23 protein-coding genes are annotated in these 25,391 nt (G+C 56.7%); 8 read left to right on the top strand and 15 right to left on the bottom strand.

Annotated elements, in window-relative coordinates:
• Positions 1–179: 179 nt before the first annotated feature.
• Positions 180–446 carry an NfeD family protein gene (locus E1H13_RS23020; RefSeq protein WP_169617109.1) on the top strand — a complete coding sequence of 89 codons (267 nt, stop codon included), beginning with the start codon at positions 180–182 and terminating at the stop codon, positions 444–446.
• 17 nt (positions 447–463) lie between these two features.
• Here E1H13_RS23020 and E1H13_RS23015 read toward each other — a convergent pair whose 3' ends face one another.
• The gene (locus tag E1H13_RS23015) at positions 464–985 is read right to left on the bottom strand and encodes a phycobiliprotein lyase (protein ID WP_169617108.1); all 522 of its coding nucleotides are present in this window, start codon (positions 983–985) and stop codon (positions 464–466) included.
• 248 nt (positions 986–1,233) lie between these two features.
• Between E1H13_RS23015 and hemE the strand changes: the two genes are divergently transcribed.
• Together hemE and E1H13_RS23005 are read left to right on the top strand one after the other, a co-directional pair.
• Positions 1,234–2,295, top strand: a complete 1,062-nt coding sequence (gene hemE, locus E1H13_RS23010) for a uroporphyrinogen decarboxylase (protein WP_169617106.1) — start codon at positions 1,234–1,236, stop codon at positions 2,293–2,295.
• Between the two features lie 103 nt (positions 2,296–2,398).
• On the top strand, positions 2,399–4,714 hold the full coding sequence (locus tag E1H13_RS23005) for a ComEC/Rec2 family competence protein (protein WP_169617104.1): 2,316 nt from the start codon (positions 2,399–2,401) through the stop codon (positions 4,712–4,714).
• Here the strand turns inward: E1H13_RS23005 and E1H13_RS23000 are convergent.
• From E1H13_RS23000 to E1H13_RS22980, 5 genes are all read right to left on the bottom strand, one after another.
• A complete protein-coding gene (locus E1H13_RS23000; RefSeq protein WP_169617102.1) occupies positions 4,711–5,199 on the bottom strand; it encodes a hypothetical protein in 489 nt (162 codons plus the stop codon). The two genes, E1H13_RS23005 and E1H13_RS23000, sit on opposite strands and share 4 nt — an antisense overlap.
• 310 nt (positions 5,200–5,509) lie before the next feature.
• Positions 5,510–5,890, bottom strand: coding sequence for a hypothetical protein (locus E1H13_RS22995; RefSeq protein WP_169617100.1), 381 nt, complete (start codon positions 5,888–5,890; stop codon positions 5,510–5,512).
• Between the two features lie 44 nt (positions 5,891–5,934).
• Positions 5,935–6,279, bottom strand: a complete 345-nt coding sequence (locus tag E1H13_RS22990; protein WP_169617098.1) for a hypothetical protein — start codon at positions 6,277–6,279, stop codon at positions 5,935–5,937.
• Between the two features lie 83 nt (positions 6,280–6,362).
• The gene (locus tag E1H13_RS22985) at positions 6,363–6,746 is read right to left on the bottom strand and encodes a hypothetical protein (protein WP_169617096.1); all 384 of its coding nucleotides are present in this window, start codon (positions 6,744–6,746) and stop codon (positions 6,363–6,365) included.
• Between the two features lie 517 nt (positions 6,747–7,263).
• Positions 7,264–7,590, bottom strand: coding sequence for a hypothetical protein (locus tag E1H13_RS22980; RefSeq protein WP_169617094.1), 327 nt, complete (start codon positions 7,588–7,590; stop codon positions 7,264–7,266).
• 604 nt (positions 7,591–8,194) lie between these two features.
• Between E1H13_RS22980 and E1H13_RS22975 the strand changes: the two genes are divergently transcribed.
• Positions 8,195–9,658 (top strand): NYN domain-containing protein, encoded by a 1,464-nt coding sequence (locus E1H13_RS22975; protein WP_169617092.1) that lies wholly within the window; start codon positions 8,195–8,197, stop codon positions 9,656–9,658.
• 28 nt (positions 9,659–9,686) lie between these two features.
• Positions 9,687–10,112 carry a hypothetical protein gene (locus tag E1H13_RS22970; protein WP_169617091.1) on the top strand — a complete coding sequence of 142 codons (426 nt, stop codon included), beginning with the start codon at positions 9,687–9,689 and terminating at the stop codon, positions 10,110–10,112.
• A gap of 64 nt (positions 10,113–10,176) precedes the next feature.
• On the opposite strand, the gene E1H13_RS22965 is transcribed toward E1H13_RS22970, so the two are convergent.
• From E1H13_RS22965 to E1H13_RS22950, 4 genes are all read right to left on the bottom strand, one after another.
• A complete protein-coding gene (locus E1H13_RS22965; protein WP_169617089.1) occupies positions 10,177–10,995 on the bottom strand; it encodes an AAC(3) family N-acetyltransferase in 819 nt (272 codons plus the stop codon).
• A gap of 106 nt (positions 10,996–11,101) precedes the next feature.
• Positions 11,102–11,824 (bottom strand): amino acid ABC transporter ATP-binding protein, encoded by a 723-nt coding sequence (locus E1H13_RS22960; RefSeq protein WP_169617087.1) that lies wholly within the window; start codon positions 11,822–11,824, stop codon positions 11,102–11,104.
• Positions 11,817–12,476 (bottom strand): amino acid ABC transporter permease, encoded by a 660-nt coding sequence (locus tag E1H13_RS22955; protein ID WP_169617085.1) that lies wholly within the window; start codon positions 12,474–12,476, stop codon positions 11,817–11,819. The genes E1H13_RS22960 and E1H13_RS22955 overlap by 8 nt, the downstream gene beginning before the upstream one ends.
• 9 nt (positions 12,477–12,485) lie before the next feature.
• Positions 12,486–13,292, bottom strand: a complete 807-nt coding sequence (locus E1H13_RS22950; RefSeq protein WP_169617083.1) for a transporter substrate-binding domain-containing protein — start codon at positions 13,290–13,292, stop codon at positions 12,486–12,488.
• Positions 13,293–13,745: 453 nt separating this feature from the next.
• Here E1H13_RS22950 and E1H13_RS22945 point away from each other — a divergent pair, with 453 nt between their 5' ends.
• Positions 13,746–13,904: a carbohydrate porin gene (locus E1H13_RS22945; protein ID WP_169617081.1), complete on the top strand. Its 159-nt coding sequence runs from the start codon at positions 13,746–13,748 to the stop codon at positions 13,902–13,904.
• Between the two features lie 54 nt (positions 13,905–13,958).
• Here E1H13_RS22945 and E1H13_RS22940 read toward each other — a convergent pair whose 3' ends face one another.
• Both E1H13_RS22940 and E1H13_RS22935 read right to left on the bottom strand, forming a co-directional pair.
• The gene (locus tag E1H13_RS22940; protein WP_169617079.1) at positions 13,959–17,192 is read right to left on the bottom strand and encodes an efflux RND transporter permease subunit; all 3,234 of its coding nucleotides are present in this window, start codon (positions 17,190–17,192) and stop codon (positions 13,959–13,961) included.
• A gap of 139 nt (positions 17,193–17,331) precedes the next feature.
• Positions 17,332–18,615, bottom strand: a complete 1,284-nt coding sequence (locus E1H13_RS22935; protein WP_206070895.1) for an efflux RND transporter periplasmic adaptor subunit — start codon at positions 18,613–18,615, stop codon at positions 17,332–17,334.
• A gap of 233 nt (positions 18,616–18,848) precedes the next feature.
• Here E1H13_RS22935 and E1H13_RS22930 point away from each other — a divergent pair, with 233 nt between their 5' ends.
• The gene (locus tag E1H13_RS22930; protein ID WP_169617077.1) at positions 18,849–19,445 is read left to right on the top strand and encodes a LemA family protein; all 597 of its coding nucleotides are present in this window, start codon (positions 18,849–18,851) and stop codon (positions 19,443–19,445) included.
• 2 nt (positions 19,446–19,447) lie between these two features.
• Positions 19,448–21,478 carry a M48 family metallopeptidase gene (locus E1H13_RS22925; protein WP_169617075.1) on the top strand — a complete coding sequence of 677 codons (2,031 nt, stop codon included), beginning with the start codon at positions 19,448–19,450 and terminating at the stop codon, positions 21,476–21,478.
• Here E1H13_RS22925 and E1H13_RS22920 read toward each other — a convergent pair.
• From E1H13_RS22920 to E1H13_RS22910, 3 genes are all read right to left on the bottom strand, one after another.
• Positions 21,446–21,796, bottom strand: a complete 351-nt coding sequence (locus E1H13_RS22920) for a hypothetical protein (protein WP_169617074.1) — start codon at positions 21,794–21,796, stop codon at positions 21,446–21,448. The genes E1H13_RS22925 and E1H13_RS22920 overlap by 33 nt on opposite strands.
• Positions 21,797–21,947: 151 nt before the next feature.
• A complete protein-coding gene (locus tag E1H13_RS22915) occupies positions 21,948–23,930 on the bottom strand; it encodes an ATP-binding protein (RefSeq protein ID WP_169617072.1) in 1,983 nt (660 codons plus the stop codon).
• Positions 23,927–25,391, bottom strand: a 1,465-nt coding sequence (locus tag E1H13_RS22910; RefSeq protein ID WP_206070893.1) for a DUF4255 domain-containing protein, incomplete at its 5' end; no start/stop codon positions are given. The genes E1H13_RS22910 and E1H13_RS22915, both read right to left, overlap by 4 nt.

Genomic DNA, 25,391 nt, shown 5'->3' with positions numbered 1-25,391 from the left:
CCTTGCCCGTCAGTCACTAAAAGCACAAACCCTCAGTCCCTTTCACTTAGAGGGTTTCCCGGCTTAAATCACACCCCGAGCATAGCTAACCCAGAGGCAGATGCCCAAATCCTTCTAGGGAGGGGCCTCTCTCTGACCGCTGTAGCCCATAGTTGAAGAGTTTTCACACATTGCCTGCCATGACACAGTTGCCCTTTCCCCAGCCCAGTTCTGCTGACGGCACCCAGTTTAGCGGCCAGCCAACCCTGCCAGAAGGAGACTGGTCAGCCAATACGGCTGTCGTAGAAGCCCTGCTCGATTCCCCCAATAAGTATCAGGTTAAGTTTGAAGGCACCTATTGGCGGGCGATCGCTGCGCTGGATTCCCCAAATCCAGCGGTGGGAGACACCGTAGCCGTGGTTGGCCGGGAGGGAAATGAACTGATTGTCCAAACACTGGTTGTTTAGAGGGGAGGCAGGGACGATTAATTAGCTGCAGGCACGGCCCCCATGCGAATTTCTGAGCAAAATGAGGCCATCTGTACCGCATCGTCCAGGGTTAGCATACTGGTGCGCATCCGCAGGTTGGGGTTGGCATACCAGAGCCGTTCTGCCACCACGCCATTGGCGGTGTGGGTAGTCAACGTAAGCACGTCGCTGTCCAAGTGGTAATGCCCTTGGGTAGTGGGCAATGAGGGGGTCGTTTGCAAGATGATCCCTTGACCTGCCCCGTCTGGGTGCAAAGCCACCATCACGGTGACACGTTTAACCGACTGGCTTTCCCCCTCTAGGCGGCTGTCTTGGTTAATCCGTAGGCCACAGGCAATGGTGCTGGGATCTTGGTGACCCTGCTCGCACATTTGCACCAGTTCCGGGTCGGTGTGGGGCAAAAACTCGATCAGCAGATTAGACTGTCCAGCTTGGGAACTTTGGTTAATTAAATAGTGGGTGGTGCGCTGGGAAAACCACTTTCCAGCCAGGGTTTCAAAAAAGTTCACAATTTCCATTGGATTAATCTGCGTTTCGCCAAATAATTCACAGTCTTTAATTCTACGGTTAAGTGGGGCGCTGCTGACCCCCTGAATTTACTCTAAACCGCTATGTCTCTATGAACAGAAGGATCACAGAGTGATAAGCTAACCATTACGCTTATACCCGGTTTAGGGGGGGACAGTGGGCTGGTCCTAGCCGTTTGTCTCCTGCCAGCTGGGATTGGGTTTTTAAACGCACTATTTTGTAATTTGGTGACGCCTCAATGACCGCAGTGAACCAGGTACCCTATCTACTCCGCGCTGCCCGCCACGAAGTGCTTGATCGTCCGCCGGTATGGATGATGCGTCAAGCCGGACGCTATATGAAGGTGTACCGCGACCTGCGAGATAAATATCCTTCCTTTCGGGAGCGCTCTGAAAATGCCGACCTGGCCATTGAGATCTCCCTACAACCCTGGCGAGCCTTCCGCCCCGATGGGGTGATCATGTTCTCTGACATTCTCACCCCCCTGCCCGGCATGGGCATTCCCTTCGACATTGTGGAAAGTAAAGGGCCGGTCATCGATCCGCCGATCCGCACCCAGGCCCAAATTGATGCGGTCCACGACTTAGACCCTGAAACCGCTCTACCCTACATTCGCACCATTCTGCAAACCCTACGGCAAGAGGTGGGGAATGAGGCGGCGGTATTGGGGTTCGTGGGCTCTCCCTGGACCCTGGCGGCCTATGCGGTGGAAGGTAAAACCTCAAAGAGTTATACCAACATCAAGGGCATGGCCTTTCGGGAACCAGCCATGCTCCATACTCTGCTGGGTAAGCTAGCGGACAACATAGCCGCCTATGTGCGTTACCAGATTGACTGCGGGGCCCAGGTGGTGCAGCTGTTTGATTCCTGGGCCGGGCAGTTGAGCCCCATGGACTATCGCACCTTTGCGCTGCCCTACCAGCAGCGGGTGGTGCAGCAGGTGAAGCAGACCCATCCCGACACCCCCCTGATTCTTTACATCAGCGGCAGTGCTGGCATCTTTGACCTGATGGGTGAGTCTGGGGTCGATATCGTCAGTGTTGATTGGACTGTGGATATGGCGGAGGCTCGCCAGCGCCTGGGGCCAAATATTGCCGTCCAGGGAAATATCGATCCAGCGATTTTGTTTGGATCCCAGGACCTGATTCGCGATCGCATTCTCGACACCATCAAAAAGGCTGGCAATCGGGGCCACATTCTCAACCTGGGTCACGGTATTCTGCCAGGCACCCCTGAGGAAAACGCCGCTTACTTCTTCGAAACTGCCAAGAATATCGATAAGTTGCTGGCCACGGTCTAAGGCATCCCAGCTAAGCCATCTGGCGGGTTCGCCGCCCCATTCCCTTAGTCCTACTCCCTGATTTGGGTTTTCTAGCTTCAGATCTGGGTGCAGGACAAGACTTATGAATGCAATCGCGGCTTGGCTCTGGTGCAGTGCCTACGGTGCGACTCTGGTGGTGGCAGGGGTTTTGGTTCGCGCGGTGGGGCTGGACCTATGGACGGGGGTCGCCCTGGCCGCCGGTATTGCCCTGGGGGCAGGGGGACTGGCCGCCCTACTGCTGCCCCGCTGGTGGCGGACTGGTCCTTCAGCGACCCTCTGGTGGCTGGCGGGCATGATTGGCCTAGTGGCGGCCCTAAATTATGGTTGGCGGTACCCGGGGCCAGGGGCACTAGACGTCAGCCGCCTGCTAACCCAGGGGGCAGCGGCTGGGGTACAGCAGGAGGTGGGGGGCTGGGTCGAGGCCATGCCCCGGGTTACCCGCAGTGGTGGGGGGCAGTTCTGGCTACAGGCTGACCAACTCAAGCGCCTGGACGACAATGGTCTCCCTCTGCGAGCGCCGGAAACGGTGACCGGCAAACTCTATGTCACCACCTCGGCAGAGGCAATTGAGGGTCTCTTTCCAGGGCAGCGAGTGCAGGTGCGGGGCCAGTTGTATGCCCCGTCGGTGCCTAAGAACCCCAATGCTTTTGACTTCCGCCAATACCTGGCCGACCAGCGCAGCTATGCTGGGTTGCGGGGCCAGTGGGTACGTCTAGAACCAGACGGTGCCCCGGCCTGGTGGCGACCCTGGCGGTTGCGATCGCGGATTGCCCAGGCCCACCAGGCTAGTTTGGGAGATCGGGCTGGCCCCCTGGTCAGTGCCATGGCCCTGGGGCGGCGAGCGGTGCAGGTGCCCTACGACATTCAAGACAATTTTGTGCAAGCGGGCATGGCCCATACCCTGGCGGCCAGCGGGTTTCATGTGTCTCTGGTGTTGGGGGTGGTGCTGGCGGTGATGGGGCATCCGGCGATCGCCGCTGGTCAGACTAACCCGGCCCAGACCAAGCTACTGGTGGGCCTGGGCACCCTGGGCGGCTACATTTTGCTGACCGGGGGACAACCCAGTGTGATGCGAGCCGCCCTGATGGGGGTAGGGGCCCTGGTAGGGCTCACCCTAGAGCGCAAAACCAACCCCATCGGCTGTCTATTGCTGGCAGTGACCTTACTGCTGCTGGTCAACCCCACCTGGGTTGACGATGTCGGGTTTCGCCTCAGCGTAGTGGCGACCCTGGGTCTGGTGGTCAGTGTCAAGCCGATCACGGCCCGTCTAGAGTGGCTGCCCACCACCCTGGCCACCCTGGCGGCGGTGCCCATAGCGGCCTATATTTGGTGTATTCCCCTATCTCTGTACTACTTCAATACCCTAACCACCTACAGCATTCTGCTCAACATGGTGGCCACTCCCCTGGTGATGGTGATTAGCCTGGGGGGCCTGGTCAGCGGTCTGGTGGCCTTAATCTCTCCCGGAATCAGCAGCTTTTTGGCCTGGTTTCTGGCCTTGCCCACCCACCTGTTGATGGAGCTAGTGCAGTGGCAGGTGGGCCTACCCGGCAGTGCTGTGGCCACAGGACACATTAACCTGGGGCAACTGTTTGGCCTGTATGGGCTGTACTGGTTAGGGGGCTGGCAGCGGTGGTGGATGCGCCGCCGCTGGTTGGTGGGCTTGCTGCTGCTGCTATTGGCCCTGGGGCCGCTGTGGTACCGGGGGGCGACCCTCACCCAGGTGACAGTCCTGGCCGCGGGTCGGGATGCGGTGATGGTGGTGCAAGATCGGCGATCGCCGCTGCTGATCAATAGTGGGACCCAGCGCACCGGCTTTTACACAGTCGCCCCGTTTCTGCGCCAGGGGGGGATTAACCGCCTGGACTATGGGGTCAGTGGGGCCGACAGCGATCGCGACAACTGGCGGACCATTGCCGACACCACCCCTGTGCGTCGGTTCTATGGCCAGGAAGCAGTGGCCGCTGGCATTCAACGGATTCGGGCAGTGCACCCCCTGGCCCCAGGGCAACCGCAGCGGCTGGGGCGGCAGCAGGTGGTGAGCCTGGATGATGGCGCTGGGGGACTGCGCCTCGACCTATTTGGCCATGGCTGGGTGCTGCTGCCTCGCCTGTCCTTAGCGGACCAACAAGCCCTGGTGAGCCAATCGTCGACCTTGGCTAGCGAGGTCTTGTGGTGGCATGGAGAACCCCTGGCAGCAGCCTTACTGGCCGCCGTGCAACCGCAGGTGGCGATCGTCGCCGGGGCCACCCTCGATCCGACCACAGCACAGCAGTTGCTGGCCCAGGGGGTGACCGTCTTCGTCAGCGATCGCGACGGAGCCATTAACTGGACCCCGCGCCAGGGATATCAGGCCTATCTCGCTACCCGCCACCGTTCCCCGGTCGGTCTCGATTAATCAATCACTAAATTGAGCTCGTAGTTGACCACGCCAGTGCCACCGGTTTGCTGCTGCACTGTGGTAACTGGGCCTTCAAACCCCACAGCTACTGAGCCATGGATAGGGCTATAGCGCCCAGTGATCACGACCTTGGTGCGGCTATTGGTCAGGTAAGGGCTCAAGTCGACGGTGGTGGAGGCGCTGGTTAGGGGAATCTGGGTGTTGCCATTGATCTCAATGGTGCCCTGCAGGCTGCCTCCTGCAGCTGTACTGACGGTTAAATGGTGCGGCTGATCCAGATCATCGCCATCAATGCTGATGGTGTTGGTTTGCCGTTGATAAGCTCGCATCACATCCTTAGCACTCGCTTCAGACAGAATAGCAGCAAGGGCTTTGTGGGCCATTTCAAACGATTGATGGCCATTGGCCGAAGATGGTGTAACCACCGTAGTCAAAGCGATCAACGCCAGCAGCGCCATACCGAGAGTAGAAAGCTGGTTCATGACGACAAAATCTCCAGGATAGAGTGGCAAGCCGGGGATACAACCAGGCCTCTGGGAGGGGCTGGGGCATCCGGTTGGATAGCCCCTTAACCCTGTCCTAGCCCAGGGGGTGAGCCCAGGATCATAATAGATACGGTGATAGAAGGACGCCACTGCGAAACCCCAGGTTCCTGACCAAAGGTCTCAACCCCATAGAATGTCTGTACAAATCCCAGGGTTCTGCCCTGGGATAACCCGCAACTCATAGCCCATCAGCCTAAGAACCCTGGGATCTTATATGCTGTACCGATGCTATAGGCATCCTCTGCGATTACCGCGATCGCAGCCGCTCCGCTGGGTTATACACATCCACCTGCACCTCCACTGGCACCACCACCGTAGACCCCGAGGTCGAGCGGCTGGCGCCAGATTCAGCACTACGAATTTGATGGCGGCTCTGGCGCGTCTGGCGCACCTCGCCGGTACCCCCGACATGCACCTGTCGACTGGTGTGGACACTGGTGTTGCCCCTACAGGTCTCTGGCGCATCCACAGCGACATCATTGATTTGCTCAGCCGGTTGGTCAGACCCGTGAATGGCCGCCTGGATAGAAACATCGGCAACAACACATTGAGCTGCTGCCGATGGAGCTAGGGAAACTAGGGTTCCTAAGGAAAGGAACCCCAGCCAAAGTAACTGAGGTTTGAACATGGTAAGTCTAGATAACGACTAGGATTGACTGACAGCGTTGCAACCTATTGGCACACTCGGGTCGAGGTGTAGTTTTCGCTGTAAATCACGCTACCTCCAGGGGTCTGGCGGGCCGTGTGGGTTTGACTCCGTTGGCTGCGCCCATAGCAACGGTTGGCAAACGGTAACGGGGTGACCGAGGTGGATGGCCCTTGATGCTGCCCCTGGGAATTGAGGGAATTCATCACGATCGGCCGATCCGCCGAGGTCCGAATTTGTACGCCACCGTTATCGCCCACCTGCACCTGCACCCGATCGGTGGTGATCGAGACTGAGTTGGCATAGGTGGCTGGGGCCAATATAGCCATTGTCACCGCTGTCGCCAGCGATACTCGAAGCATTCTAATCATTGGTTTTGGGCTCCTTAAGATCCCACAAATAACACTGGCTGAGGGGAAGCTGTGGTGATGCCATAGCCCCCCTTGACCGCTATCTACCGCTTCCGCTGGTTGATATTGACGCTGCGGCTGGGGCCACGGCCACGACCACGGTCGTTATTGTTGGGGCGCACCCGCTCTTGAATCACGTTGACCTGATTGCTTTCCTGGTAAACCCCGTTGTCATCTCCGACAACAGTGCCCCCCTGGTAGATGTCTTGCACAATTCCGGTATTTCCACCAGTCGTACGACCAGCCGGGCGATCGGTGCGAATTTCATTATATTGCTGGCTTCTTTGCACGGCCCCATTACCATCCCCTTGGATGTAAATATCTTGAGTTCCCTGCTGCACAACGGCGGTGTCAGCCGTGGCAGGCATCGCAGCAAAACCAAAAGCAGCAACGCTCAGTAGACCTAGGGTAGAAATGTGCTTCAACATGGATAGTTTCCTCAACAATACAGTGTGAACTGGTTCAAATCTCTGCGAAAAACCAGGCTAGATGCGCTTAACTGCCTCTAGAAAATATCGAAATCGAGACCTATTGATGTCATCAATCCAAGATTTTCTTTTTCGAACTATCTGATGCCAAGCTTCGCAGATGATTCATGTTTATTGACTGAAGTCGAAATCAAAAAGTTCCAATTTTTTCTTTTTTCTCCTCCTCTTTCTGGCGCATATCTTAAGACAAAAAGTTATACCCCAAAAAATCCAGGTGTCGAATTTCAGGAAGATAAGGTTGGCACTGTAAAGCAGGAGGATGAAAACAACCCTCAGAACATACAGAACCTAAAGCATTGACGAATAGGTGAATTACTTCCGCCTTAGAGTGCTAACATTAGTCAACGAAAAAAGCTATACAATTCCTAAAAATCAGGATTGGTAGATACGAAAAACTTTCTTCTCACCTTCTGACTTCTGTATTTCCATTCCGTTCCTAGCTCGATACAGTTAAAACTTATCGCCTGGGTCCTCGTCCGTTTCCATTGGCACTGGGATGATTATCCTGGGATTGTCTCACTCGACGCCCTGGTTTTTCAGCCTGGCGCTGGTGGTTAACCTGGTTAGACTCTTGCACAACCTCGTTGCCAGAGCCGTCAACTGTTGCCCCCTGGTAACTGTCTTGTACAGTGCCCCGTTGACTGTTATTGGCGCGGCCACGTCCCAATCCGGGGTGATCGACATTCACTTGATTGATGACTTGAATAACCTGGTTATTGTCCCCGTTGATTGTGGCGGACTGGGTACCCACCTGGGTGGTTGCTGTATCAGCGAAGGCTGGCATTGTCAATGAACCAACCGCTGCTGCTCCAAACAAGCCTATGGCTCGACTCAGATATCTCATCACTCCAAAGTCCATAAAAAACAATTCCAAAAGTTAGCGGAATTACTGAACTAGACATTGAAGAGTGAGTAAGGTTCCATTCCCCTGGCAATGTGAGAAGCGATCGGCTGATTGCCATAACGGCAATTAATAAATAATTGACCGATAAAATACTTTCAAGTTCCCCAGATGTTGTCATGAGGCTAAATTTAAATAAAAATTAGCAATTATCTTTATTGCCAATTTCTATGAGACGCGATTGCCAAATATTGTTTCCGCAAATCTGCCAAAAGACGAGCAATTTTCATGCTCCACTCACATTGGAGTACCCTTTGCAAAGTTTCGATGAAGAAGTTTGTAAGGCTTACTACGTTATATTACTTACCTCTTCAAAACTTCCCTCCCCTGAGCCGCTTCTGTTGTGTGTCGCTGATTTGGGCCAATATACAAGGACATACATAAGCGACAAATTGGGTACTCTTGAAGGGGAAGCCCACACTTCTGCGCTCTAGAAAGCTTGAATATTGCAGCGTAGTACCCATTATTGATACTTAGGCCCGTTAGCATGACTTATGCTTTTGACCTGCCCAATTCAGCACTGTGCGAGGAGATTAGCCAGCTACTTCACACAGTGCTGCTTGAAATCCATAGGCGAAACAGTAAGCTTCTGACCGATTCCTGTAGAATTTGGGTTGAAAACGCCTCTGAAGAGGAAAAGTTAGCAAAAATCAAGACTTCACTGCAGCAGCAGCCAGATATCCCAGCTTTGCTGGGAGCTATTGACCATATCCTGGGTAAATTCTTTATTACTGATTTTGTCGATTCTAAGGCCCATGGCCAAATTCGACAAAGGGTTCAGGCCCTAATCAATCATAGAAGTGGCCAGCTATCCAGTCCTGGTCTTGATAACCAAGGGTCTTCTGGTATCGAAACAGAGCAGGAGGATGACCGTCACTCAGCCACCGAGCCGGGAGGGCTATTGCTCGTTGATGCCGAAAACATGAATCCGCCTGAGGCGTTAGAGAACTTTTTGCAAGGGCACGGGCAATATCCCATTCGTCATCGGCTAGCCTTTGGCAATTGGCGCAAACTGGGTAACCGAGACCAGGAGTTTTATCGACGGGGATACCAAATGGTGCACGTTCCCTCTGGTAAGAACAGTGCCGATATCAAAATGTCTCTAGATGCATCGCTGATTTCCCTATGGAACCCATCTATTCGTGAAGTCTTTATCTGTTCTGCGGATACCGATGTGTTGCATTTAGGTCATACGCTCCGTCGTTTTGGCGTCATCCCCTATTGGGTCAAGCACAATCAAGATACATTCGACATCATCAACATGGATCAGCAGACGACCCAGGTGTTTCGTTTGCCCCAGGTTGTTCAGGAGGACGCTGGCGACAAGGCTATAGAACACCAGCAGCAAGCTATCGCCAATTCCGAGGTTGCTCAAGTTCCTACCTTGGCTCAAATGAAAAGCTGGCTCAAAATTCTGGTCCGGCAAGCGCAGCAGGCTAACCCAGGACAGCCGATTACCGTTGGCCAGTTAGGTAAGCTTTTTCGCGATCGCAATCAGATTGCAGCTAACCAGGCTCTCCAGGCTAACTCTGACTACAAATCCCTGAAACAGTTTCTGGCCGCCCATGATGAGTTCGAGTTATTGCCTTTGGCTAAGAATCAGCAGCTGGAAGTGAGGCTAAAAAGTCCTGTAACGGTAGAGTCTCCTGCAAACCAGGGCATAAATAGTAGTGTTGCCGAACATGCACCTCAAAAAATCACCGATGCTCGTACCCTAGAGCAAGCTCTAGTCAAACTGTTATGGAGTCTATCTTCTAAACAGGCTGGAGGTCAGGTCAGCCTTTCAGTGGTAGGGTCTCAGTTTGCGGTCGTTTATCGGGAACCCCTGAGTAAAGTCTTGAAGCGGATTGGAGAACCCAAAGGACTACCAAAGTTTTTGGCTAAATGTAGCGCTCTACGCACTCAGAAGCATGGTAAAGAATGGCGAGTCGCGCTGGTCTGTGTAAGCTAGACAGACGGTCATGTCACTATCAGGGGTTATGGCTCTCCTAATTCTGAGTTGTTATGGGTTAACGGCGATCGCTGCCTTAGGGTTCGGCATCACCTATTTGCTGACCCCAACCTTTATGCCCTATCACGCTCAGGCCCTGGGCCTGGGTTGGGACGAGTTACCCGCCAACTTACAGGTGCTGATCTTAGCCCTCCTGCGGGTTGCCGGGGGCGGGTTGTGTGCGGCCAGCGTAGCGGTATTGGCCTTGCTAATTGGCCCTTTTCGCCAGGGGCAGCGGTGGGCTTATCAAGCGGTGCCGATCATCTGTCTACTGGTGGTTGTACCAACCTTTCGGGCGGTGTGGTCGGTCCAACAGCAGACCATGGCCTCACCACCCCTGGGGCTGGTGGGGCTGTGTCTGGGGCTGATTTTGCTCGGGGCCGGGCTGTCTTGGGGGCGGGGGATAGCGCAATAGGTTGCAGACGATGCCTAGCGATCTAATGTCAAGGCGGTCGGGCTGCATCACTCCCTCCTACAACTTATAAATGACGATTCACCCGTAGCCACGCCACACCGAAGTCCACCACCTCCCGCTGGGGCATGTAAAGCGCCTGGGCCTGCCCTACTTGACCCACCACCTGCGATTGAGAGGCCGCTCCATAGGCTTGCCCTAAAGTTTCGAAGTCATCTCCCCCCTGGTCAGGTTCTGTAAAGATGACCCACTGGCGGCCCTGAGGTCCTAGCAACGGGGCCCCGGTCTGGAGGCAGGGCTGGTAATCCCCGAAAGCTCGACGTTCAGCCAAATGTAGCGAAGTGTTGTTGCCATGGCCAACCCCTAACAGTAGGACTTCCCCGGCTAGGTCGTAAATCCGCCCCAAGGGCGACTCGTCCCCCAGGGGATCCGTTAAAGCGTGGTGTTGCGTAATCGCTGCTGCGTGTTTTCCCCAGGCGGCAAAGGATAGATGGGGATGGTAGCTGCGCTGAACGCCGGGCATCGAGCGAAAGGCTTCGGGAATGCGTCCCACGCCACGACTGGGGGTTTTGGCTGGATCAAAAGTGGGCATAGTGGCTCGAATGGTTTCCCACCAGGCTTCGGGAACCGGAGGGTGCTGCCAATGGGCTGGATCAGACAAGTCGGTGCTGTGGGTTGGCATCACCAGGGTGCCAGCTGGGGTTAGCACTTGCATTAAGGCTTCAATAACGGCAACCTGGGCCCCACAAATCCAGCCCAGGGCACTCATGGCGGAATGCACCAATAGCACCGCGCCGGGTCGTAGGCCTAGGTGTTGCAAATCTGTGACTAGCGATGGCAGCGTAATGGGCTGAGTAGAGCGCTCAACGACACTGGCTTCAGACATGATCACGGCGGATGAAACGGGTGGATAAATCCATTCAGTACTTCACCGCCAACCAGCCCTATTCCTGTGCAAGCGCAACTATTTCTTACAATACTTTCTCTAGAACTTACAATACTTTCTCTAAAAACTGCTGGGCGCGATCGCTCTTGGGGGTACTGAAAAAGATATCCGGTGGGGCATCTTCTACCAGGTAACCACCGTCCAAAAACAACACCCGATCGGCCACCTCCCGGGCAAAGCCCATCTCGTGGGTGACAATACACATGGTGATGCCGGTATCGGCTAGACCTTTGATCACATCCAGCACCTCCTTCACCATCTCTGGGTCCAGGGCACTGGTGGGTTCATCGAACAGCATAATGTCAGGCTGCATGGCCAGGGCTCGGGCGATCGCCACCCGCTGCTTTTGCCCCCCTGACAGCCGAGAGGGGTATTGATCAGCCTTTTCTGACAGGCCCACCTTTGCCAGCAAGTCGATGGCAATTTTACCGGCATCCGCCTTAGACAAGCCCCTCACCTTCATGGGGGCATAGGTGAGATTGTCCAGCACCGTTTTGTGGGGAAACAGGTTGAAGTGCTGGAAGACCATGCCCACATTCTGGCGTACCTTGAGAATGTCGCACTTGGGAGAGGTGATTTCTATACCATCGATCAAAATCTGGCCAGCCGTGGGCACCTCCAGCAAGTTGATGCACCGCAACATGGTCGATTTTCCCGACCCGGAGGGGCCGATGATGGCAACGACTTCCCCGGTAGCCACGTCAGTGGAAATGTCCTTTAACACTTCCAGGTCGCCAAAGGATTTTACTAAGTGTTCGATTCTAATCACTACGGCGCATCCTCCGCTCTAGGACTTGGGCGGCCTGGGTCAACCCCATGACCATAACGTAATAGATCACCCCCACCACAATCAGCGGCTCAAAATACAAAAAGGTCTGACCCGCCACCACCTGCGCTCGACGCATCAGGTCCAACACCCCAATGGTGGACACCAGGGCCGAGTCCTTCAGCAGGGCAATGCTTTCATTCACCAGGGCAGGCAAAATATTTTTGAACGCCTGGGGCAAGATGATATCCAGCATCATCAGCTTATAGGGCACCCCCAGGGACATGGCCGCTTCTCGTTGCCCCTTGTCCACCGCCATAATCCCGGCCCGGATGGTTTCAGAACTGTAGGCGGCAGAGTTGAGGGCAAAGGTAATCACCCCAGCCTCAATGGGGGAAATGCGGTAGCCGATCACCTGGGGCGTGGCAAAGTACACCAGGGCCAACTGCAAAATCAGCGGTGTGCCCCGAAAAATAGAGGTGTAAAACTCTGCAAACCACCGCAGGGGCTTCAGGTTAGATATCTTAATCAGCGACAGCAGGGTGCCCAGGGTAAACCCAAACACCGCTGACAGCAAGGTGAACTGGAGGGTGACAATGATGCCCTTCAAGATAAAGGGCAGAGACGGGGCAATTTGGGAAAAGTCTAGGTTCATTGCGCTCGATTAGCTTTCCCCGTCACCAAACCAACGGACAATCAACTCATCCATCAGGCCGCTAGCCTGCATTTCAGCCAGAATGGCGTTGAAGTCGTCTACCCGTTCAGAGCCTTGGGGAAACGCAATCGCCGATCCTACCGGGCCTTCTTCTGGAATTATCACCGCCTCCAGGTCAGGGTTATTGGCCAAAAAGCCTTCAGCTACCGTGTCCTCAATAATGGCGGCATCAATCCGACCCGATCGCAGTTCCTGAATAATTTCGTTAATCCGGTTGAGGGGGGCAATCTCCATGCCGTCAATCGATTCAGATAGCTCTTTAGCCAGTTCTTCTTGAATTGAGCCTAACTGCACCCCCACCCGCTTACCACTGAGGTCCTCAGGAGTGGTGATGCCAACTTCACTCGGAAAAACCACCGTTTGTTTGGCGTCGTAGTAAATCTCAGAGAAGTCCACATTTTGCTGCCGCTCTTCGGTGGGGGTCATCCCCGCCATCACAAAGTCAGCTCGCCCCGCCTGCAGGGCAGGAATCAAACCGCTAAAGTCCATGTTGACGATTTCCAGGTCATAGCCGAGCTCATCGGCAATGTGCTGGGCTATGTCGATGTCAAACCCGACGATCTCTTCGGTACCACCAGCAGTCTCTACAAACTGGTAGGGAGGGTAATCAGCGGAGGTGGCCATGATTAAGGTTCCCTGGCTGTCGCCACCCGCATCGACACTGTCGGTGCCTGCACCGCCCCCACAGGCGGTGGTTAACCCTACCGTCAATAGGGCCCCAACCAGGGTGGACGCTAAAAATCGACGTCGCTTCATGCCATTTCCCCCAAAATTGTCGCAGAAAAAAAGTACACAAACTTAGCTACAGCGCTTCAGCAGCCCCTGACGGCAATCCCAGACCCGTTATAGCCGCCATCAGGGTCAAGTCAGGTTTACTGAGACCCATCGGCGTTGGCTCCCCAGTCCTACCCCAAATCCACGGCAAAATCTGGAATTCTGTGTGTGGCAAAACTCCAGATCCTGAACTAGGCTGGGTATAGCTACAGGCGGTCAATCTTGCCCTAAGCGAACTGACCTGCCCTATAGCTGACGGTTGCCAGGACTGGGCTACCGAAGTAGCTCTCGATTAGCTTGCAGAGAAAACTGGCGCAAGAATGTTTTGGGCGCTACAGTTTCCCGACTAATTTTTGCCGGTCGACATTTATTCAATCGAGTAGCACCGGGCAGACATCCGATCACGGTTATGGAAGGTTTCGGGCGTCGTCCACCATGCCAGTCCATCCCATCTCCTCTCAAGAGCGTCAGCAGCGGCTAATTGACCGGCTGATTGGCTACAGCATCACCAATGAAAGTGACCACCTCACGCTTGAAGAACGCTTAAACGCCCTAGAGCAAAGAATCCAAAGCCTGGAATCCAACGATTCTTAATGGGTGGGGCGATCGCGCTTTGACATAGGGGACGTGGGTCACGGCGATCGCGTTCTACGGCTGCATCACTTCCGGGGCATCCAGGGTTTCGGTTTCGGGGTAGGGTTGCACCGGGGTGCGGGTGCCGCCACCAGAGCCAAAGACGCCATGGAGCAGAGTGTAGAAGCAGGGAATGATAAACAGGGTCAGCACCGTCGCCAAAGACAGCCCCGAGAACACCACAATCCCTAGGGGTTGCAAAAATTCTGCCCCTTCGCCAATGCCCAGGGCCAGGGGAAAGAGCCCCAGCACCGTGGTAAAAGTGGTCATTAAAATGGGCCGCAGTCGGCGGGGAGCCGCCCGCAGAATGGCCTCCTGGCGGGTACAACCGCTGGCTTCATAGATTTGGTTAGCCAGCTCCACCATGATGATGGCGTTGTTAACCACAATCCCCACCAGCAGCACCGCCCCCACCACCACCGTGGCCCCGATCGCGGTTTGGGTGATAAACAGGCCCAAAATCCCCCCAGCTAAGGCCAGGGGTACTGTCAGCATAATCACCAGCGGGTCAACCAACGAGTTATATTGCACCGCCATCACCACAAACACCAGAAAGGCGGCCAAAGCCCCCAGGGTCAGGAGAGATTGTTGCAGTTCACGGTTAGTCTCAGCCGCAGAACTGGGTAAAACCGTAATCCCAGCAGGCAAGTCCAGACCGGCAATGATGTCACTCGCTTCTGCCAGGGCATCCCCCAGACTGGCCCCATCGGTCAAGTCACCTGCCACCAGAAATACCTGTCGCCGGTTGATTCGCTGGATTTCCCCAGGGGCCGGACCCCGGCCAACCCGGGCCACATCCCCCAGCTGAATCAGTTGCCCCCCGTTGACAAACAGGGGAATATCCAGCAGTTGGGAGGACCGTTGCACCGAGCCCGGCGCCAACTGCACCTTCACATCCACCAGGCGGCTGCCCCGTTGCAATTGGGTGGGGGTCGAGCCATTCAGGGCGGTTTGGATGGTGTTACCGATGTCCACACTGGAGAGCCCCAGGTCCGTAGCCCGGGCCCAGTCGGGCAAAATGCGAATTTCTTCCTGGGGTTCTTCGCCATCGGGGCGATAGCGAGCTAGGTTGGCCTCCCTGAGGGCTGCCACTAACTGCCGACCCGCTTGGGCCAGGGCCTGGCCATCTTCCCCCTGCAGGCCAATATCCAGGTCAGATCGCACAGGAGAGTTGCTCAGGGTCAGGCCTCGCACTGACTCGGGGCTAACCCGGAGAGTAGTGTCCACCAAGGGTAAGCGGCCCAGTGCTTCATTCATCCGGTCCACAAAGGCAGAGGTATCGGTGCCCGGCTGGAGGGTGATGGTACTGGTGCCGCGCAGGGCATTTTCGTTGACATTTGTGCCAAACAGAGCCCCACCAGCGGTGGAGAAGACATAGGTGGTTTCCGGTTGCTCAATCAAAATCTGATCGATCGCCTGCATGGCCCGCCGGTTTTCGGGCACGGTGGTGCCAGCCGGGAAGCGGGCAAACACCCGGGCTTGGCCAGTGCTGATGCGGGGCAAAATTTCCTGGGGAATTTGACCCACCATCAGGTAGCTACCGCCGCCAAACAGCAGCAGGGCGGCGGCAATAATTACCAGCCGTCGCCGCAGCACCTGGGTCAGCAGGCGACCATAGCCAAGGGTTAACCCCTCCAGGCGGTTGTTGAACCAGCGAAAGGGACCCCAGCTTTGCAGCGATCGCGTACTACGCCCCATAATCAATCGCGAGGCCAGGGTGGGCACCACGGTCAGGGCCACCGCCAGGGAGGCGGCAATGGCAAAGCTGATGGTCAAAATCAGCTCGTTAAAAATTAGGGAAATGAAGCCGCCAATTAATAAGAATGGGATCACCGCCACCAGGTTGGTCGAGGTCGAGGCTAGCAAAGCTGACTCTAGCTCTTGGCTACTGGCTTCTGCCTGGAATATGGCTTCTCGCATGTCGTGGTGCTGGCTGTCACGACTGCGGGAGGCGTCCATTTCTTCGGCGCGGCGGGCCATGTTCTCTAGCATGACGATGGAGTTGTCCACCACAATGCCGACCCCCAGGGCTAGCCCCCCCAGGCTAAACACATTCAGGGACAGACCAAACAGCCCCATCAACACCAGGGCCATCAGGGTAGCCAGGGGAATGGCCACCACAATGATGAAGGTCTGGCGCAGGGAGCCCAGGAACAACATCACGGCGATCGCGGCCAGACTGGCCCCGGTCAACCCGGCGATCGCCACGTTTTGAATGGAATTTTGAATAAACCGCGACTCGTCCAGGGTAGCGGTCATATCCAGACCCTCGGGCATTAGCCCCGCCTGCTCCATTTCCACCAGCTTGGCTTTTACCCCGTCTACCACCTCAATGGTGTTGGCGGCGGGCTGCTTTTGTACACTGACCTTAACCGCAGGCTGGCCATTTAGGGTGACAAAGATTCGCTGCTCTTCGTCACCGTCTAGAATCTCCGCCACATCCCGCAGCAGCACCCGCTGGGGTGGGTCGCTATTGGGCACCGGAAGCGCTAAATTACGCAGCTCGTCCGCCGACTGAAACCGACCCACCAGTCGAGTCAGGGTTTCTTCATTTCCACCCCGGATGCGGCCCCCAGACACATCCTGGTTGCGATCGCGCAGGGCATCGAGCACATTAGGCAGGGTCAGCCCCACCGCTTGCAGCCGCTGCAAATCCAGATTCACCTGAATTTCTTCGTTTACCCCCCCAGACACGTCGGTACTGGCCACCCCCGGCACCTGCTGGAGTTCGCGCTCCAGTTCCTCTTCGGCAAAAATCCGCAGCTCAGCCGCACTGAGATTATCGGAAGTCAGCGCCATTTCATAAACCGGCAGCTGGGAGGGGTCAAACTTAAACAGCCGGGGGGTATCAATGCTGTCAGGCAGATTAGACCGGGCCCGGTTTAGGGTGGCGGTGGCATCGTTTAGGGCCTGGTCAATGTCGCCGCCGGGCTCGAAAAACAGATCGATGCTGATCCGCCCTTCCCGGGTCTGGGAATACACCTGCACCACCCCCTCCGTGGCGGACAGGGCCTCTTCCAGGGGCCGGGTAATTTCATCCACCGCCACCTCTGGAGCCAGCCCTGGGGCATCCGCCCGCAGGCCAATGCGGGGATAGGTAATTGAGGGCAGCAAATCCACCGGCAGTTGGGTGGTGACAAAAAAGCCCATGACCAACACGGTCAGGGTCAACATCAGGGTACCGATGTGCCGCCGAATGGCCAGACCACTGATGCTAAAGCGGTTGTTGGGGAAGGAGGAGGGGGACATAGGGAGTGATGGGGGGATGGGGGGATGGGGGGATGGGGGGATGGGGTGTAGACGCGGAGGGGCTTCTCGGAGGGTAGGGGGAAGTGGAGAGCCGGTTCCCCTCTTGGGAGGGGCTAGGGGTGGGTTCACCGTTCACCTATCACCCATCAGACATCAAACTCAGCTGTACGGTTTGGCCTGATTCTAACGGCTGATTACTGCGCACGACATATTGCTCGCCCGGGGAGAGGCCCAAGCGAATAGACACTTCACCGTCGGCGCGATCGCTGATTTGCACGGTACGGGCTTCGACAACGGCGGTGCCATCCTCAGATTCGGTGATCACAAAAACCTGGTCTTCGCCGTTTTCAGAGGTTTCTAGGGCACTTTCGGGCACTAGCACGACGGCTTCGCCGGTGCCACCGCCACGCACCCGGGCCAGCAGACCACTGCCAATCCGGCTACCAGGGTTGGGCACGGTAATTTCCACCGGCACCTGGCGGGAGGTGCCATCGGCCACCGGGGAAATGCGAGTAACGCGCCCATTAAAGGTTTCCCCTGGGAAGGCGTCAATTTCCAGGTCAATGGGCTGGCCCAGGGCAAAGCTCTGCAACTGGCTGTCGGTCACATCAATCACTACCCGAATTTCTGCCAAGTCCCCCAGGGTAAGCACGGTTTCGCCGGGCTGTACCAGGTCACCAGGCTCCGTGACTCGCTCTAGCACCACCCCACTAATGGGAGAACTGAGATTAGCAAAGGTGAGTCGCTGTTGGGTCTCTTGCACAATGGAGCGCTGGGCCGCCACCCGCTGCTGGGCAGCAGACACCGACTGCTGGCGGGTGCGTACCTGTTCCTGGGCCGAGGCCAGGGCCTGTTCGGCGGTGCGCTGGGTGGTATCGGCCCGTTCGGCCTCCTGGGCCGCGATCGCCCCCTGATCCGCCAAAGACTTCAGTCGCTGGGCATCATTACTGGCCTGTTGGAGTTCCACCCTCGCCTGCTCGATGGAGGTGCGAATGTCCGCCAGTTCCGCTTCGGCGCGGGCTACTTCAAACTGGCGGGCAGCCAGCTCCGCTTCCGCTTCCCCGACCGCTGTTTGCAACAGCACATTGTCCAAGCGCCCCAGCACCTGTCCCTGCTGTACCGTATCGCCCGGGTCACCTGTGAGGCTGAGTAAACGCCCTTCCGCCTGCGATCGCAGGGACACCTGGCGCGCCGGTCGAGTGGTGCCCGTATAGACCCGGGCCCCGGCATCGGAAACTTCGGCAATGGCGACATCGACCACTGGGGTGCCGTTGTCTTGCTCCCCTGGCCCCGCCGGTTGGGCCTGGGCCGAAAGCTGAGGAGACTGACCACAGGCAACCCCAGTCAAAGCCACGACACCAATTAACGCATACCCCGACCAAAACCTGGCCACCTGCTGTACCTTCACCAGTGGTTGTGCCACAGCAAACTCTCCTAACGCCTTTCGTTGTTCTCACTTTACTTCAAGAATCTTAAGATCACGTCTCACCTTTGGCAGATGCCAAGGATGATTGACTGACACCACAGCATTTCTAACCTGGGTGCAACCCTGTCCTTTAGCTCTGGGTACGCTAAGCCTGTGCTCCGGAAGCACCTCATTTATTGAGTAAGCATAATTAGGTGTGACAACCAAGGCTAAGCCTTGGGTATAGCGTTATGGCATTTTTAGGACTCGTTATTTTTCTGGTGGCTATCCTGCTGATTGCCGCCGTGATTATTGTCAATATTTACAATCGCTTGGTGACGTTGCGTAACCGTTATCAAAACGCCTACGCCCAAATTGATGTGCAACTGCGTCGCCGCTATGACTTGATTCCCAACCTATTGGAAAGTGTTAAGGGCTACATGGCCCACGAACGGGAAACCTTGACCGCAGTGATCAACGCCCGCAATAGTGCCATGCGTGCCAGTCAGCAGGCCGCCCAGGCCCCAGGCGACCCCCAGGCGATGCAGCAATTATCTGCCGCCGAGGGGTTGTTAGACAGCACCCTAGGCCGATTTTTTGCCCTATCAGAGGCCTACCCCGACATCAAAGCCAACCAAAACATGGCCCAACTAATGGAAGAGTTGCGCTCCACCGAAAATCGCATTGCCTTTGCCCGGCAGGCTTTTAATGACGCCGTTACCCTCTACAACACCAAGCGGGAGGTGTTTCCCAGTAATTTGGTGGCCGGTAGCTTTAACTTCGGGCCGGCCCAGTTGCTAGAAGACACAACCCCAGAGATGAAGGTCGCGCCTCAGATTTCCTTTTAACCATGAATTTCTTTGAGCACCAAGACCAGGCCCGGCACAACACCACCAAGTTGCTGGCCTTATTTGCCCTCACCGTTGTCGTCATCATTTTAGCCCTGTACCTGGTGGCCCTGATCACCCTGGTGGAGCATACCCCGGGGGGACTCGGCCTGTGGCGGCCCGGTCTGTTTATTCTGGTCACCATCGCCACCCTAGGGCTGATGACAGTGGGCAGCAGTACCAAACTGGCCCAACTTAACCAGGGGGGGCACAGTCTCGCTAAAGAACTGGGCGGTAGGCCGCTCAGTCCTCTGGCGGCTGATCCTGCCGAGGAACGGTTAATCAATGTGGTTAGCGAAATGGCCCTGGCGTCGGGGGTGCCGATTCCAGCTATTTATGTGATGGATGACGAGTCTGGAATCAACGCTTTTGCAGCGGGCTATAGCCCAGATGATGCGGTGATTGGGGTCACCCGGGGCTGCTTAGACCAGCTCACCCGAGACGAATTGCAGGGGGTGATTGGCCACGAGTTCAGCCACATCCTGCATGGGGATATGAGGCTGAATCTAAAGTTGATTGGGGTACTCCACGGACTGCTGCTAATTTATGTGGCTGGGCGGCTGTTGTTGCGCATGGGCTATGGGTCTGGGGTCTCAGCATCAAGCCGTAGCAACGATAAGGGCCGGATGGGAACAATGGCTCTGGCCATCGGGATGATGGGGATTGGCTACCTGGGGGTATTGGGGGGACGACTGATTAAAAGTGCCATCTCTCGGGAGCGAGAGTTTTTAGCCGATGCCTCAGCGGTGCAGTTTACCCGTAACCCCGATGGTATTGCTGGGGCCCTGCGCAAAATTGGTCAGCTATCGGCGGGCTCGACCCTGGTGTCGCCCAATGCAGAAATTGCCAGCCACTTGTTATTCGGAGAAGCGAACCGAGGATTAGGACTTTTGGGGGGCTGGTTTGCCACCCACCCGCCCCTGAAAGAGCGGATTCGCCGCATCGGTGGGGCGCCCTTGCCGGTGGAATCTGACCCAGCCCGCCAGGCGCAAGGACCACCCCTGACCATAGCCTCAGCCGCTAACCTGATCCATGGTCAGGTGCAAGGCTCTTCAAAGGATGTCACAGTAACTGGTTTGCAGGATATCGTGGTAGCTGGCTTACAGGGGATGAATTCCCCGAGCCAGTCTAGATCCACTACTACATCCACTGCTACCCCATCCGAGACCCCGAGCCAACCTGGGGCCACAGATTTTCTCAACAGCCTGGGTACTCCCGATGCTCGCCGTTTAATCCAGGTGCGATCGCAGCTTAGCCAGCTACATCCCGACATCAAGGCAGCCCTGTTCGATCCTACCGCCGCCACCGAGTTGGTATTTGCGCTGCTGGTGCGCACCAAGTCCCCGATTCAGGCGAAGCAGGTGCAGATGTTAGCAATTACCTATGGTCCTGACTGTAAACAACGGGTGGGGCAATATTACAAGCACCTGAAGAATTTAGACCAGGGTCAAGAACTAACGCTAATTGAGGCGGTGATTCCTGCCCTCAAACAGCTAGACCCGGCCGCGAGTCAACAATTCTTTCAAACCACCAAGGCCCTCAGCCAACCGGATGGTCGCCTGATGTTGAGGGGCTTTGCCCTGCAGCTGATCCTCCGCAAACGGCTTAAGGACGACGCGGCCAACGACAAATCACGATCAACCTTCCATAAAATGGACGACCTGTGGTTAGATGCCGTCAATGTGCTGGCCTTGCTAGCCCGAGTGGGGCACACTCGCCGAGATGACGCCCTCTTTGCCTTTAAGCTGGGGCTGTCCCATTTGCCAGGGGCTACACACCAAGCCTCCCCTAACCAACTCCCGAAGCTGAACACCACTGAAATCAACATTAGCCTGGGGCGGCTAGAGCAGGCAGTCCCCAAGCTGAAGCAGGCCATCGTCGATGCCTGTGCCCACACCGTTTTGGCCGATAACGATGTCACCCCGGCTGAAACCAACTTGCTGCGGGCGGTGGTGATCACCCTAGACTGCCCCGCTCCCCCCTTCCTGACTTGAGCCTGGGGACGTCTGGGGGGCAGCGGCAGCGATTGGATGGGCCGCAAGGCCACTGTGGCTGGAGTCTGCTTGTAATTGGGCATAGATGGACTGGGCCACCTGCTGCCCCAGTTGGGTGGGGTTGGGTTTGCCTGTAATGGTGAGGTCAGCGGGCAGTCGGGAAATGTACCCGCCAGTCTGCATTGCTGGGGGAATGCCCTGGGTGGTTAATAGTCGCGATAGTTCTTGCTCTAAAGCCGCTTGCAGTTGGGGCCGCTGGCTACGGGGAATGTCGAGCCCCTCTAGGGAAATTTGGTCGATGTGGAGGTGGAGGGTCATGGGATGGGTGGATGGGGGGATGGGGGGATGGGGGGATGGGGGGATGGGTGGATGCCTGTCCTGAGCGAAGTCGAAGGGGGTGGATGGGATGGGGTGACGTAGGGGCAGACCTATGTGTCTGCCCTGGCGAGAAATGGGGGATCGGATGGGGCTAGGAACGAAAATCAGCCTCACTAATGGGGCGGTCGAGCTTTTTGAACTCAGCGCGCACAGCTTTTAGCAGTAGAGGCATGGTCACGGTGGTTTCAGCTTGGGCGGCTAGAAAGGCGGCATTGAGGGCAATGTTGTGGATGCTACCACCAGTCAGATTAAACTTGGCCAGGTGGTCGTAATCGATTGAGTCGATGGGGGTTTCGGAAGGGAAGGCCCGCTGCCAGATACCCTGGCGTTCTCGCCGGTTAGGGAAAGTGAAGGTGACCACAAACCGCAACCGCCGCATAAAGGCGCTGTCGATGGATTGCTTCAGGTTAGTGGCTAAAATGGCCAGACCGCTATAGGCTTCGATGCGTTGCAGCAGATAGTTAATTTCGATGTTGGCGTAGCGATCGTGGGAGTCTTTGACTTCGCTGCGTTTGCCAAACAGGGCGTCGGCCTCGTCAAAAAACAAGATGGCACCCCCGTCCTCGGCGGCGTCAAACAGGCGGCGCAAGTTTTTCTCGGTTTCGCCAATGTACTTGCTGACTACCGCAGAAAGGTCAATGCGGTAGAGATTAAGCCGTAGCTCGTTGGCGATCACCTCGGCGGCCATGGTTTTGCCGGTGCCACTTTCTCCGGCAAACAGAGCACTAATACCCAAGCCCCGATTCATGCGGCGGCCAAAGCCCCAGGTTTCATAGACAATATGGCGCTGACGCACCTGATCGGCAATTTGGTGCAGCAGGGCGGTGTCGTCGTTGGGCAGTACGATGTCATCCCAGGTGGCTTTGGGGGTCAGCCGCTGGGCCAGTTGGTCCAGTTGGGGTCGGGTGTGGCTGAGGCAAGCGTCCCAGAGGTGGGGGTGTAGGGGAGGGGAGGTGGGGGAGGTTTGGGCGATGTGGACGATGGTGGGCAGGTTAAGGTTAAACTGCTGAGCCAGCAGGGAGGGGCTCTGGGGGGTGCGATCGCCCACTAGCTGGTCCCAAAGCTGTTGCTGTTCCGCGGAAGTGGGCTTATCCACATCGATGACGGTGCTGGTGGGCCCCAGGGTGTGGTTGACGGCTCGCAGGCCCAAAAAGCAGGGGGCCGTGTTGCGCATCAAGAACCGCCCCAGGGGGGAGGTCATGGTACCCAGATCGACATCGGTGGTGTGGGCATCCAGGTAGAGCATAATCGGCAATAGCTGGCTTTCCCGCTGCCAGAGCCGCCCCAGCAGGTCCAACTCGCTGGTCTGGCTGGGTAGCAGAGCAACGGGCAATCGGTACAAGTGCAGCCCTAGGCGAGCGGTAGCCTGTTGGGCCACCAACTGTTGGCTGCCCCCATCTGGCCCCACCAGTTGCACCAGGGGGACCATGTGGGCTTGGGTTTTCAGGTGATGGGCGATCGCATCGACCACCTGCTGCTGAGAAGGAGGCAACGGCAGTGGCTCCCGCGCCCCATCCAGAGGAAGCATAAAGGTCATCAGCCGCTCGTCTAGCAGATTTAACCCTTTGATGTAGTTAACAATCCGCTCATCGGCCCGTAAGGGGCTGGTGGTGAGGGGTTGGTGACCAGCCCCCTGGACGCGAATCAGTTGCCAGTAGCGCAGGGGATGTTCTGGGGCCACTACATCCCACACTGGCTGGTCAAACAGGGCCAGGGCTAGGGCATAGGTCGGGTAGGGGCGACTAGCATCGTCCTGGGCTTGGGCACAGAGCGTAGCGATTTGGGTGTCAAGCTCCATGGACACACACAACAGCAACAGCGATCGCCCAAAGTCGGACAGGCCAAACAGTTGCCCTAGCATGATCAGGGCAGGGGGTGGGTCTACTGCGGCAACTGTTGCCATTTGGTGGGCCGTTCGGCGCAGCCCTTCTTCCAGGGCTTCTGTGGATGCTTGGGGATGGTTAGCCTCTGCGCTCAGCCGATAAATTTGTCGCTGCAACTGCCACCGCAACCACTCTAGGGCGGCAGCGAGGTACTGTTCGTTGTGCTGGGACCAAGCGGGTTGGGCAGTCATTCCACAAGCATTAATTGTTGGGTTTCATCAAACACAGGGGGATCCGCCTGCCAGTCGACCACCAGGCTATCGACCCCATCCACCCGCAGCCGCAGCCAGTAGCGGCCAGGGGAGAGGTTTTGCAGATCAAAGGTCAACTCAGTGATTGGCGCAGGAGAGAGGTTACTCCGAGAGGCGTCGGTCTCTGTCTCTTGAGAAGTGTCATCCGTTACCGCTTCAGAAGTATCAGTCTCCATCTCTGGTAAGGCGCTAACCAGGGGCAGAAACTCGCGATCGCCCACCAACAAGGCCACCGACTGCCCCCTGGGTTGCTTGGGCTGATCGGGGTGCTGCCACAGCCACACCCCAGGGCTACAGCGCACTGTCAATCGATAACCGCCATCGGGCTGAGGGGTGATGTCGCTGTCGTCGAAGACTAACCGAGGGGCCAGGGAAACCGGTAACGCATTGGTGATTTGGGTTGAACTCGGGCTGACAAAGCTGGTCGCCACACTGTAGGTCCCCGCCAACCAGCCTGACTGCTCAGGATCTAACACCACAGGAATTTGGGTGGCTGTAACGGGTCCACTGGCAGATAGCTCAATGGGGTCCGGCCATCGAGGATGACGAAATTGCACCGTAACAGCGGCCTCTGACAGTTGATCAAATTGATATCCCTCCAGTACCAAGGTTTCCCCCAGACGAATACTGGGCTGACGAAAGGGCAATACCAACCGCTCTAGGGCGGGGAATGGCGGAATTGGCGGAGTAGCCGCGGGTTGCACAGCCACCCCCTGGTCATCACCACTGGGCAGCCGCGATCCCCGACTGAGCACTGGCAGCGGTGTCTTCGTCGAGCGGCGACTATCGATCAACACCACCGAGGCTTCGTAGGCCGCAGAAATACGGTACTGGGTTTGAAAGGTGGCCCAGAGTTTTGACATTTCCTCCAGATTTAAGGTGATAGGGGTGATATGAATGCGTTCGACCTGGCTATGGAGATCACTATCGGCTAGGGCTAGGCGCAGGTCAGCGGGCTGGAGGGTCGTGTTGTCGTGCAGGGTTTGCATGGCTAACCCCAATAGCCGATGGCCGAGGATGTCGTCATTGTTTTGACCGTAGGCCGTGACCAGGTAGTACAGGTTAAGCGCCAAGGGTGGGGCTCCGGTTTCCCCTGGCTTGACTCGACTGGGGAGATCACGATTGCGCCAGGCCGCACTGGGCTGGGTGTGGTAGAGGAAAAGGTTAATTTGGTTGCCGGTGTTGCCATTTTCCCGAGCCAGGTCTAAAGGCCTGGTGGTGACACTGCCGGTTCCTAGTTCGTTGTCCGCCCCCCGCGAGATCAGGTCGCGCAAGGTGGTGGTGACGGCGGCAATGGCGAGGGCGTTGCTCATGGGTTGGCGGGGGAGATGGGGAGATGGGGAGATGGGGAGATGGGGGAGATGGGGAGTGGGGGAGTGGGGGAGTGGGGGAGTGGGGGGG

The organism is Nodosilinea sp. P-1105, assembly GCF_012911975.1.
Lineage (GTDB): Bacteria > Cyanobacteriota > Cyanobacteriia > Phormidesmidales > Phormidesmidaceae > Nodosilinea.
This window is presented reverse-complemented; position numbering and strand designations above follow the sequence as displayed.